Origin of the sequence: Streptomyces collinus, from assembly GCF_031348265.1 — a bacterium.
Taxonomy (GTDB): domain Bacteria; phylum Actinomycetota; class Actinomycetes; order Streptomycetales; family Streptomycetaceae; genus Streptomyces; species Streptomyces collinus.
In genome coordinates this window covers 919,258-931,529 of sequence record NZ_CP133771.1, presented here as the reverse complement: position 1 = coordinate 931,529, position 12,272 = coordinate 919,258, and the positions used below count along the sequence as shown (strand labels likewise).

The following is a 12,272-nucleotide window of genomic DNA, read 5'->3' as shown; positions in this document are numbered from 1 at the left end:
GCCGGCGGCGGCTGCAAGGCACCGGCCCGGACGCAGGAGAGTGGGAGCTTTTCATGCAGGACCTGAACCGCCTGCTCGCGCTGGTGGCGGTTGCGGAAACCGGTTCGATCTCCGCCGCGGCGGCCAGACTCGGATACACACCGCCCGCCCTGAGCCAGCAGATGGCCAAACTGGAGCGGGAGGCGCGCATGCCGCTGCTGGTGCGGCACCGCAGGGGCGCGCGGCTCACCGCGGCCGGTGAACTGCTGGTCCAGCGGACTCGCGAGATCGACGAGATCCTGCGCACCGCGGAACTGGAACTCATGCAGTTCCAGGACATGTCCGGGGGCCACCTCCGCATCGGGAGTTTCACCACCGGTGGTATTCATCTGCTGCCGCCGGTCCTCGCGGAACTGCGCGGACGGCATCCCGGAATCGCCATCTCCATGCAGGAGTTCGAGCCGCCCGAAGGGTACGACCCGCTCGTGGAAGGCGAGATCGATCTCCTCCTGACCCACTCGTACCTGCACGGCCACCAGCACCCCGTGCCGGCCGGGCTGTGCTCCGAGACGCTGCTGGACGAGGAACTGGTCCTGGTCGCGGAAGCCGGGCACCCCCTCATGTCCGACGACTCTCCCTTGCACTGGTCGGAGCTGGCGGGCGTCGCGCTGATCAGCGGACGTCCCGGACTGGCGAATCGTGAGGCGCTGGAGGCCCTGTTCTCCAGCAGGTCCATGGCGCCTCCCCTGGTCGCTTTCGAGACGTCGAACTACTCGGTGGCGTGCGCGCTCGCCAGCAGCGGAGTCGGTGCGGCCTGTGTGCCGCGCATGGCGGCGGACGCGAGTCCCGCCCCCATCAGCACGCGCCGGTTCGCCTCTCCCGCACTGCACCGCACAGTCAGCCTGTTGTGGCGTTCCTCGGACAACACTCCGCTGCTGCGCACGGCACGCCGCATGCTGCAGAAGGCCTTCGCTCAGGCGCCCGGCGATCACCGCCCGGTCCCGGACCCGGTCCCGCCCGGCCCGCCTTCGGAGGGACTCCACCGGCGGCCGGACACACCTGTCGGCAGCGAGCGCGGCAGCTAGGGCCCTAGATCGCGCTCTCGGCATGCTCCGCGGTGTAGCCGATCCGCAGGCGCCCGGACTTCACCTTGACGGAACGGACGGCGACGTCCGTCAGGAGCCCGAGATCGGTGACGTGAGTGCCGCCGCAGAATTCCGTAGCAAGGCCCTCGATGGTGATGGTGCGTCGTCCGTCCTGCTCTCCGGCGGTGACGGGCAGAGCTTCCGCGATGGCCTTGTCCAGCCCGGTGGTGAGGGTGGCCGCCAGCTCGTCCTTGTCGAACTCGGCGCCGTCGACCGCGTATTCGATGCGGGCCTGGCCCGGGAAATGATTGTTGCCCGTGTGCTGGAAGCCGTGCGGGCGGGCCAGGGCGTCCACCAGATGTCCGGCCGTGTGCAGGGCCGCGTGCAGTCGACGCAGGCCGGGGTCGATGCGGCTGTGCACCTCGACGCCCTCGGCCGGCTGCCCTGCCGGCCATTCGGTACCGGCCGGGAGCGTCAGCCAGACCCATCCGGATGCCGCGTCCTTGCAGGGGGTGACCTCCATGCCCGCGACTGTGCCGCGGTCATGGGGCTGCCCCCCTCCCTGCGGATGAAAGATGTTCCGAGCGAGAGCAATCCGTACTCGCGCGGAGGACGCGTCGATTCCGATGATTTCGGTGTCGGCCTCGTACGCGTAGGTGTCCGCCAGGTAGATCTGGCTCTGCTCGGTCACAACAATCGCCTCTATCCACGGTTCTCTTTGAGCGTGCGAGCCCGCGCCGTTGCATCAGAAACGGAGCGGGCTACGGGAGTTGTGGTGCACGCCCGGCCCATCTTTTCAGAGGACCCAGGATTTCCTGTAGGTCGCTTTTGTTTAGGGGGGCATAAAGAAAGAGTGCATGCACAGGTTGTCATGGGATGTCCCGCAGTGCCTGCCTCTGCGAAGAAACTGGCCTTCCAGATCGATGCGCAGCCCTCCTAGGCTGGTTGTCCCCCCGGCACGGCCCACCGCCGCCGCACAAGGAAGACGACGGGGCCGCCCCGTCGGCAGCACGCCGCGCGGGGACCGGCAGGCCGGTCCGCAGGCCGCGCGGGAGACCGGTCGGCCGGTCCGCACGCCGCGCGGGGGCCCGACCGGCCGGGCCCCCGCGCAACCACGGTGCGCGGCCACGCCCTTGATCCACCCGACGGCCGGTTGAACCACCCGGCGGCCGGAGTCGACCCGCCGGGGCGCACCCCACCCCAACGACGCATCCGAGGACGTTCCATGACCGCTTCACCCGACAAGGTCGCCGCTCAGCCCGGCGCGCCCCCGCACGAACCGGCCGCTCCGGCCCTGAAAGCCGGGCTGAAGAACCGCCACCTGTCGATGATCGCCATCGGCGGTGTCATCGGCGCCGGTCTCTTCGTCGGCTCCAGCACCAGCATCGCGATCACGGGGCCCGGCATCCTCCTGTCGTACGCCCTGGTGGGTCTGCTCGTCGTCTGCGTGCTGCGCATGCTCGGCGAGATGTCCGCGGCCCACCCCGCCTCCGGCTCCTTCTCCGCCCACGCCGACCGGGCACTCGGGCCCTGGGCCGGGTTCACCATCGGCTGGTTGTACTGGTTCTTCTGGGTCGTGGTCCTCGCCATCGAGGCGACCGCGGGAGCCGTGATCCTGGAGGGCTGGATACCCGCCGTGCCCCAATGGGCGTGGTCGCTCGTCGTGATGGTGGTGCTGACCGCCACGAACCTCGTCTCGGTCGGCTCCTACGGTGAGTTCGAGTTCTGGTTCGCCGGCATCAAGGTCGTCGCCATCGGGGCGTTCATCGTCATCGGCGCGCTGGCGGTCTTCCACGTGCTGCCGGGTGTCGACAGCCCCCAGGCCGGGCTCGGCAACCTGACGGGGCACGGCGGCTTCCTGCCCAACGGGCCCGGCGCGGTCCTCACCGGTGTGACCCTGGTCGTCTTCTCCTTCATGGGCAGTGAGATCGCGACCCTGGCGGCTGCCGAGTCGGAGGACCCGAGGCGGGCGGTGACCACATCGACCAACAGCATCATCTGGCGCATCGCCGTGTTCTACCTCGGGTCGATCTTCGTCGTCGTCTGCCTGGTGCCCTGGGACAGCGAGGCGGTCACGGACAAGGGCTCCTACGTGGCCGCCCTCGACAGTCTCGGGATCCCGCACACCGGCCAGATCATGAACGTCATCGTGCTGGCATCGGTGCTGTCGTGCCTCAACTCGGGCGTGTACACGGCTTCCCGGATGGCCTACTCGCTGGGGGAGCGCGGGGACGCGCCCGGCGCCTTCGCCCGCGTCACCGACCGCGGAGTCCCGCGAACCGCGATCATCGCCTCCGTGATGTTCGGGTTCGTCGCCGTCTTCCTCAACTACCGGTTTCCGGAGACGGTGTTCCTCTTCCTCGTCAACTCCAGTGGCGCGGTGGCCCTGTTCGTCTGGCTGGTGATCTGCTTCTCACACCTGCGGATGCGCAAGATCCTCCAGCGGGAGGCACCGGAGAGGCTCGTCGTGAAGATGTGGCTGTACCCGTATCTGACCTGGGCGACGGCGGCGGTGATCGTCTTCGTCCTCGGGTACATGCTCACCGACGCCGAACACGACGGGCGCCGGACCGTTCTGCTGTCCCTGCTGGTCGCCGCCGTGGTGCTGGCCGTCGCACTGGTCCGCAAGCCGGGCCGCCCACGGGCCGGCACCGACGGCACGGCAGACTGAGCTCGTCACGAGGGCAAGGGAAACGCCAACGTGCCCACCGGCTGCCGAAGCTGCCTGGTGGGCACGGTCGCGGAAGGACCCGGTTCAAGCGGGAACCGTCACCTCGCGCCCCGGTCGTTCCCATCGGTACCGGGCGCGCTCGACCCGTGGAGGACGGACTCCTGCGGGGCCCCGTCGGCCGTCCGGCTGGGCGGCACCTCTCGCGGAGACCGGTCCGGCGCACTTCCCCCCATCCGCGACACCGCGACCCCGCACAGGCACAGCAGACCACCCAGCAGCGAGAGCCAGTTGGGCACCTCATCGAGGAACAGCCACGACATGAAGACGACGATCACCGGCACTGCATAGGTCGTGGCGCCCATCTTCCCCGCCGTGGTGCGCGATATCGCATAGGCCCACGTGCTGAACGCGAGAGCCGTCGGGAAGATGCCCAGGTACACCACCTGCAGAGAGGCAGCCGCAGGAGCTCTGCTGACCTGCGACGCGAACTGGCCGGCGAACGGCAGGCAGGCCAGCGCCCCCACGAGTGCGCCGAACGTCGTGACCTGCAAGGGAGTCGCGTGCTTCAAGGTGGGCTTCTGCACCACGACGCCCACCGCGTACACCACCGCCGCGAGCAGGCACAGCAGCACGCCGAGGACGGACGTGTCCTCCCCGCCGGACGTGGCCACGCCGACGATCACGGCGCCGGCGAACGACACCGCCACGCCCGCCATCAGCCGGGGCGGGAACCCCTCCTTGAGCAGCCAGCCGCCCAGCAGAGCCATCAGGATCGGGCCCACGTTGACGACCATGGCGGCCGTGCCCGCGTCCACCTCCCGCTCACCCCAGTTCAACGCGACCATGTACGCGCCGAACCACAGGACCCCGGAGGCGGCGATGCCGGGCCACGCCTCGCGGGGCGGGAAACCCGCGCGCCGGACCAGCGCGATGGCGCCCAGAACGATCGAGGCCACCGCCAGTCTGCCGAAGGCGAGCGGCCCCGGGTCGAAGTGCGCGGCGGAGCTGCGGATCGAGATGAACGACGATGCCCACAGCACCACGGTGACGGATGCCGCGACGAGTGCCCGCCCGTCCATCGTGCCGGAGGGCGGTGCCCCACCGGCCGCCGAAGTGGTTCCCGGCTGTCGGCTCACGATGGTGTCCTCCTGATGTTCTTCGCGTGCTCTGTGCGCGCGTGTTCGACGTACGGGCCGGCCACCGTCCTCAACAGCGGCACTGCGCGGGGTCGTGCTCGATCCGGCTCGCCCCCGGCGCCGAACCGGACTCGGGCAGCAGCAGGACGTAGCGGAGTTCCTGCTGGTGCGCGGGCAGCAGAACCTGGGACGTGACGGTGATCTCATGTCCGGCGACATGCGGGAGCCGAAGGCGGAAACGATGCCCCTGCCGGTAGGCGACGACCTTGGTCTCCAGGTCCCACAGCCTCCGGCACTCGGGGTCGGCGAGCGCTTCGTCGAGTATCGCGCCGAGTTGCTCGTGGTCTTGGCTGCTGACCAGGGCGAAGCGCAACTGGGCGAGATAGAGAGCGGCATGCCTGGGCCAGTCGCTGAGCTGCTCGCGTGCCTCCGGTGCGGTGAGGGCCCAGCGCAGGAGGTTGGCCTCCGGTTCACGGACCCAGGGGAACCAGGACGCCATGGGGGCCGTGCAGTCGAGCATGTTCCACGCGTGGTCGACGACGTAGGCCGGGTACCGCTCGTGCGTGGCGAGCAGGTGGGTGAGCGCGTCGCGGGCCTCTTCCACTTCCTCCGGTTCCGGCGCACCCAGCTTGGTGTTCGCGTGTACGTGTCTGTACAGGGCCAGGCGTTCGTCCGGGCCGAGTGCGAGCGCGGTGGAAAGGCGTATCAGCGCTTCGGGGGTGAGGGGGGCGCCGACGTTGCTCTCCAGGTTGCGATACCAGCGCTCGCTCACTTCCATGCGCTGGGCGACTTCCTTCTGGGGGAGCGGCTTGCCGCGCTGCATTTTCTTTCCCGCCGCAGCCCGCCAAGCGCGGAGTAAGTCGGGAAGCCTAGTGGGGTGGTGCACCGGCTGGAATTACCTCTCTGTATTGCAGTCAGAGGCCGAACTCCGTTGGCGGCCCGCGATAGAGGAGCGTCGCGACTCCACTGCATGCTACCGGACCATTCGCATGGCGCAAGATGATCTCCCGTCCCGGCCACCTCACGGTTCCGTCGATGAGCGAGTGAGCTTCGGGACAGTCGAACGACCGGCAAATATTTGCCGGTTGACGCGGGATGAACGGAGTCTGCCCGCGGGCTGTCCGCTTGTCGGGTGCTGGGCAAATGAATTCAGAGGGCGTGTTGTGTGAGGCCGCTTCTCCGCCTGGGCGGCACATTATTGCCGCTTGACGGTGCTCCCTTTCCGCTGGAAGCATCTCGATCGGAGTCGCGGAGCTCTGCGGCAGAGGTATACACCCGCCCATTGTTTCCGCGGTATTTCTCATCTCCGAGTCCTCCCTCGATTTAAAACTCACCAGATGATGGAGAGTCATCCGTGCAAAAGGCCGACACCCTGTTACAGCAGGCCTGTGAGAAATTCGCTGACGCGACCGCGATCCGCTGTGCCTCGGAGTCCGTCCGGTTCTCCGAACTGTCCGCCCGCGCCGGGGCCTTGGCGGACGACCTGCGGGCGCGGGACATCGGGGCCGGCGATGTCGTCGCTGTGCTCGGCAGGCGCAGCGCGTCGGTGATCACGGCCGTGTTCGCGGTGTGGAAGGCCGGCGCGACCGTCATGCTCGTCGATGACGCGCTCCCCGAGGTGCGCCGCGAGACCATGCTGGCCTCCGGCCGCGCGCGGGCGACCGTCGACTGCGCGAACGGCCACCGGATCGAGTCGCGGCCCGGCTCCGAACCCCTGCCGGGAGGCGGCCCGGCCGGGGCGCTCCACCATCACGACGACTACGCCTACATCGCCTTCACCTCCGGATCCACCGGGAAGCCCAAGGCGATCGTCGGAAGCCACGAGGGCCTGTCCCGGTTCCTGGAGTGGCAGTCCGGCGAATTCGGCATCGGCCCGCAGGATCGCTTCGCCCATTTCACCAACCTCTCTTTCGACGTCTGGTTCCGGGACGCACTCACGCCGCTGATCTCAGGGGCCACGCTGTGCATCCCGGATGGACGGCACCTGGACGGCACCGCGGTGCGGGACTTCCTGCGCGCGGAGGAGATCACCGCATTCCACCTGGTCCCGTCACTGGGCAAGGTGTGGCTGTCGGGCCCGGAGGAGAGCGAGCCGATACCGGGAGTCCGCCTGTCCTTCTTCGCGGGGGAGCCCCTGGACGGCGCCCTGGTGAACAGGTGGCACGACCTCTTTCCGCACTGCCAGGTGGTGAATCTCTACGGGCCGACCGAGACGACCCTGGCCCAGCACTTCCACCGGGTGCCCCGGCCCCCGGCCCCCGGGATACAGCCCGTGGGACACAACCTTCCCCGGTCGCGCAGCCACGTCCTGGACGAGAGCGGCCAACCCTGCGCGGACGGAGTCTCGGGCCAGATCCACATCGCGGCTGACCACCCCTCGTACGGCTACCTCGTCGACGGCCGGATCGTCTCCCCGTTCGTCGAGCTCCACCTCGGCGGTGAGCGGGTCCTCGCCTACCCGACCGGGGACCTCGGACGGTACGGCGCGGACGGCGTCCTGGAGATCCTCGGCCGGGCAGACGACCAGGTGAAGATCGCGGGCGTCCGGATCGAGCTGCAGGAGGTACGGTCCGCCGTCCAGTCCCACCCGAGCATCCGGGACGCTTTCGTCTGCGCGCCGGAGGACCGGTTCACCAAGACCATCGTGGCGATCGTCGAGGGGGACGCGGCGGCGGAACGGGCCCTGCGGGACCACCTGAGCGAGCGGCTGATGAGCGCCATGCTGCCCTCGGCCTTCCTCTACCTCCCCGAGTTGCCGAAGCTCCCCAACGGCAAGACCGACCGCACGGCACTGACCGAGATCGCCCGCGGCCACGTGCAGGCACGGCGCGCGGACAGCGATCGGCGCGCCGGTGCCAGGAGCGGGCCGGCCGCCGCCCGGCTGGAGCGCATCTGGCTCTCCGTGGCCGGTGGCGGGACCTCGTCCCTGGCCGACCGTGAGTCGAACTTCTTCGACATCGGCGGGACTTCGCTGACCATCGTGGCTCTCCACTCGGAGATCCAGAGCGAGTTCGACGTGCGCTTCCCGCTCGTCCGGCTCTTCGAGTACGCCTCCTTCAACGCGCAGTGCCGGTTCCTCGACTCCCTGTCCGAGGAGCCGTACGGCCGGGTGCCCGGCCGTACGGCGGCGACGGCCCGCGCCGCACGCAGCCGTGTCCTGTCGTCCCGGCGCACCTGCCGGCGCTGAGCCCGGCCGCCCCTCCCCGACGCGCCCGCTGCGCGCCCGCCCCACTGGCACGACCCAAGGATGACCATGGAAAACGATGACGAGCTGATCGCGATCGTCTCGATGCAATGCCGCCTGCCCGAGGCGCCGGACGTCGACGCGTTCTGGCAGAAGCTGGTGAACGGCGAGACCGTCATCAGAGACCTCTCGGACCCGGAGGTCGCGTCCGCCGGGGTGCCGGCCGAGCAGCGGTCGCGCCGGGACTACGTCAACAGGGCCGGAGTCCTCGAAGGCGTCGCCGAGTTCGACTCCGCGTACTTCGGATACTCCCCCCGCGAAGCGGACGTCCTCGATGTCCAGCAGCGCCTCATGCTCGAATCGTCGGTGTCCCTGCTGGAGCGGGCCAACATCGATCCGCAGCGCACCGAGCAGCGGATCGGCGTCTTCGCCGGCTCCGGGATGAGCACCTACCTCTTCGGTGCGCTGCGCCGCAGTGACCTGGTCGAGTCGCTGGGCGAGATGGTCGTCCGGCACGGCAACGACAAGGACTTCCTGGCGACCCGCATCTCCTACAAGCTGAACCTGCGCGGACCCAGCGTGAACGTGCAGACGGCGTGCTCGACCGGGCTCGTGGCCGTCCACTCGGCGGTGCAGAGCCTCCTGCTGAACGAATGCGACGCGGCCATCGCCGGAGCGGTCCACATCCGCGTTCCGCAGGAGTCCGGGTACCAGTACCAGGTGGGCGGCGTGCTGTCGCCGGACGGGGTGTGCCGCCCGTTCGACTCCGGCGCGAACGGCACGCTCTTCACCAACGGGCTCGGGCTCGTCCTGCTGAAGCGGCTGCGCGACGCGATCGCCGACGGGGACGAGGTGCACGCGGTGATCGCCGGCTCGTCGGTGAACAACGACGGTGCGCAGAAGGTCAGTTTCACCGCGCCGAGCGTCTCCGGCCAGGTCGCGGTGCTCAGCGACGCCCTCCAGGTCTCGGGCGCCAAGCAGACGGACGTCTCCTACATCGAGGCGCACGGCACGGGCACGGCGCTGGGCGACCCCATCGAGATCGAGGCCATCAAGCAGGCGTACGGCGTCGACGGGGCCCCGTGCGGGATCGGTTCGCTCAAGGGCAACTTCGGACACGTCAACATCGCCGCCGGCATCATCGGGCTGATCAAGACGGCCCTGGTCCTCAAGCACCGGTACGTGCCGCCGACGGTCAACGTCGGTGAGGTCAACCCGGCGCTCGAACTGGACGGCTCCCGCTACTTCGTGACCACCGAGGGGCGGCCCCTGGACAGCGACACCGAGACCTGGGCCGCCGTCAGCGCCTTCGGCATGGGCGGCACCAACGGCCATGTCATCCTCAAGAGCTTCGAGCAGGCACCCGCAGAGCCCGCGGCGCCCGCCGACGGCCCGAGCATCCTCACGTTCTCGGCACGCACGGAGGAAGCCCTCGAAGGCCAGGCGGCCGCACTCGCACGGCACCTAGCCGCGCACCCGGACGGTTCGCTCGCCGAGTACGCCTACACGCTGCGCGAGGGACGGACACGGCACCCCCACCGGGCGTCGCTGGCCGCGATCGACCGGACGGAGGCGGTCTCCCGCCTGAGGGCCGGGCGGTACCACAGGGGTACGGAAGCGGGCCCGGACGAGATCGCGTTCGTCTTCGCGGGGCAGGGGACGCAACGCCAGGCGATGGGAGCCGTGCTCGCCGCGAACAACGAGCACTTCTCGCGCCGGCTCGCCGAGGCGACCGCCGCGGTCAACCAGCACACCGACGTCGATGTGACCGCGTTCCTCGGCCCCGACTCCCAGGTCGACGGCATCGACACCTCCGTGGCACAGCCCCTGCTGTTCGCCGTGGAGCACGCGCTGGCGTCCGCCCTGATCGACTCGGGTGTCCGGCCCCGGTACGTCTTCGGGCACAGCCTCGGCGAGATCGTCGCCGCGACCGTCGCCGGCGTGTTCGACCTGGAGGCGGCGGCCGAGTTCGTCGCGACGCGGGCACGGCTGATGGGGCGGTGCGAGACCGGAGCCATGCTCGCGGTCGACCGCCTGGAGCCGTTCACGGACCTGCTCGACGACGCCTCCCTCGTCGTGGCGGCTACCAACTCCCCCCAGCAGTACGTGCTGTCGGGCACCCACGAGGCGATCGCCACGGCAGCGGCACGAGCCGCCGAGGCCGGAACGCACCACCAGCGGCTGGCGACCTCGCACGCCTTCCACTCGCCGCTCATGCGGCAGGCCGCTGACGACTTCCTGGAGTTCCTCAAGCCCCGCGACTTCCGGGCACCGCGCATTCCGCTGGTGTCGAACGTCACCGGACGGTTCCTCACGGAGTACGAGGCCCGCAGCCCCCACTACTGGGCCGACCACCTGCTCCGTACGGTCGACTTCGCCGCATCGGTGCAGACGCTGCGGGACTCCGGCGTGAGCAGGTTCGTCGAGATCGGCCCGGGCCGGTCGATGAGCAACCTGGTGCGGGCGGGCTACGGGCCCGACGCCTCCCAGAACCTCCAGCTGGCCCAGGCGCTGGGGGAGCGGGAGCACGAGGACGAGTCCTTCGCGGACGCCGTCGCGCTCGGCTGGGCCACAGACTCGGAGGTTCCCCTCGGCAGGTACGCGACCGCCGCGCGGATGACGTCCCTTCCCACCTACGCGTTCGAACGCCGCGTCCACTGGGTCGAGCCGACTCTGGGCTTCGCGGCCGACGACCGCGCCGGTGAGCAGGAGGCCCCGCCCCGCACCGTACCGACGGGCACCGCCGAGGCCGTCCTCGACGGCGACCGGGTCCAGAACGCGACGACCACGCCGGCCGACGGCCCGCCGGACCCGGACGATCCGACCGAGGAGATCCGGCGCGTCGTCGGGCGGATCTTCGAAGGCTTCCTCGGGGAGGCCGCCGCAGCCGACAACCGGGGCTTCTTCGAGCTCGGCGGCAACTCGCTCATGGCCATCCAGCTGATCAACAAGCTGCGGGAGACATTCCAGCTGGACTTCTCCGTCCGTGACTTCTACGAGAACAGCTCGGTCACGGCGACCACCCAGGTGGTCACGGCACTGCTGCGGGAGGAGCCCGCACATGTCTGACGACTCCCTCCTGGACGCCGGACAACTGGCACGCCTGAAAGCGAAACTGAGGTCGGGGGACGCACCCGCACCAGCCGGAGACCAGCGGCCACCGGCGCCGGCCCTTCCCGAACTGGGCGTCATCTTCTTCTCCGGACTGAGCGGCGACAGCGATCCCTACGACCTCCTGGTCGAGGTCTCCCGGTTCGTCGACCGCGCGGGCTACAACGCGGTCTGGACGCCGGAGCGGCACTTCACCGAGGTCGGCGGCGCCTATCCCAATCCGGCGCTCCTGGGCGCGGCCGTCGCCGTGATCACCGAGAACGTTCGCATCCGCTCCGGAAGCGTGAACCTCCCGCTGCACGACACCCTGCGGGTGGCGGAGGAATGGGCCCTCGTCGACAACCTGTCGGGCGGGCGCGTCGATCTGGCGGTGGCGCCCGGCTGGCATTCACGGGACTTCGTCCTCAAGCCCGAGGCGTACGAGACCAGGGGCCAGGTGCTCAACGAGTCACGGGAGGAGCTGCGCAAGCTCTGGCGCGGCGTCGCCGTCGAGCGCACCGACCCCGCCGGGGAGCGCCACGACATCCTGACCTTCCCCCGGCCCGTGCAGCCGGACCTCCCCCTCTGGCTCACCTCGTCGAAGAGCGTCGACTCCTGGCGCTTCGCGGGGGAGCAGGGCCTCAACGTCCTGACGGCGCTCATCAACTTCGGGCCGGCCGAGCTCCAGAACCGCATCGGCATCTACCGCGAGGCACGCGCCCGGGCCGGACTCGACCCCGAGGCCGGTGTCGTCTCCTTGATGCTGCACACCTACGTCGGCGCCGACACCTACGAGGCCGTGGAACGCGTCCGGGGGCCGATGATCGAGTACCTGGGTTCCTTCGTCACGCAGCACGCGACGTCGGGACAGGCGGAGGCCCAGGACAAGGCGCGGACCCTGCAGAACCTCGACGCGGACCGGGACGAATTCCTGGAGATGGTGTTCCAGCGGTACGTCTCCTCCAGCTCCCTCATCGGCGATGTGAAGCAGGCCCGGCAGACGCTGGAGGGATTTCGCGACATGGGGGTGGACGAGGTCGCGTGCCTCGTGGACTTCGGACTGTCCAAAGACGAGGTGCTGGCCAGCCTCGGCCGGCTCTCGCAGCTACTTCAGAAGGGAGCCTGAC

At 69.6% G+C, this 12,272-nt stretch carries 8 protein-coding genes; 5 read left to right on the top strand and 3 right to left on the bottom strand.

The features are described from left to right. Positions 1-53 precede the first annotated feature (53 nt). Complete coding sequence (locus tag RFN52_RS04170) at positions 54-1,064, top strand: LysR family transcriptional regulator (RefSeq protein WP_184842458.1); 1,011 nt, start codon at positions 54-56, stop codon at positions 1,062-1,064. 4 nt (positions 1,065-1,068) lie between these two features. Here the strand turns inward: RFN52_RS04170 and RFN52_RS04165 are convergent, their stop codons facing one another. After that, a complete protein-coding gene (locus tag RFN52_RS04165; RefSeq protein ID WP_229856879.1) occupies positions 1,069-1,587 on the bottom strand; it encodes an alanyl-tRNA editing protein in 519 nt (172 codons plus the stop codon). A 702-nt stretch (positions 1,588-2,289) separates the two neighbouring features. Here RFN52_RS04165 and RFN52_RS04160 point away from each other — a divergent pair. Then, positions 2,290-3,735 carry an amino acid permease gene (locus tag RFN52_RS04160; RefSeq protein ID WP_184842452.1) on the top strand — a complete coding sequence of 482 codons (1,446 nt, stop codon included), beginning with the start codon at positions 2,290-2,292 and terminating at the stop codon, positions 3,733-3,735. A 98-nt stretch (positions 3,736-3,833) separates the two neighbouring features. Here RFN52_RS04160 and RFN52_RS04155 read toward each other — a convergent pair whose 3' ends face one another. Next, positions 3,834-4,814, bottom strand: coding sequence for a DMT family transporter (locus RFN52_RS04155; RefSeq protein ID WP_184853784.1), 981 nt, complete (start codon positions 4,812-4,814; stop codon positions 3,834-3,836). 127 nt (positions 4,815-4,941) lie between these two features. Further along, positions 4,942-5,694, bottom strand: a complete 753-nt coding sequence (locus RFN52_RS04150; protein ID WP_229856881.1) for an MmyB family transcriptional regulator — start codon at positions 5,692-5,694, stop codon at positions 4,942-4,944. A gap of 531 nt (positions 5,695-6,225) precedes the next feature. On the opposite strand from RFN52_RS04150, the gene RFN52_RS04145 reads away from it, so the two are divergent. The 3 genes from RFN52_RS04145 (at position 6,226) to RFN52_RS04135 (ending at position 12,271) form a co-directional block, all read left to right on the top strand. Next, entirely contained in the window at positions 6,226-8,058 is a 1,833-nt protein-coding gene (locus RFN52_RS04145) for a non-ribosomal peptide synthetase (RefSeq protein ID WP_184842446.1), read from the top strand. A 66-nt stretch (positions 8,059-8,124) separates the two neighbouring features. After that, positions 8,125-11,124: a type I polyketide synthase gene (locus RFN52_RS04140; protein WP_184842443.1), complete on the top strand. Its 3,000-nt coding sequence runs from the start codon at positions 8,125-8,127 to the stop codon at positions 11,122-11,124. Further along, positions 11,117-12,271, top strand: coding sequence for a MupA/Atu3671 family FMN-dependent luciferase-like monooxygenase (locus RFN52_RS04135; RefSeq protein ID WP_184842440.1), 1,155 nt, complete (start codon positions 11,117-11,119; stop codon positions 12,269-12,271). Before RFN52_RS04140 ends, RFN52_RS04135 begins: the two co-directional genes overlap by 8 nt. Position 12,272: the final 1 nt, after the last annotated feature.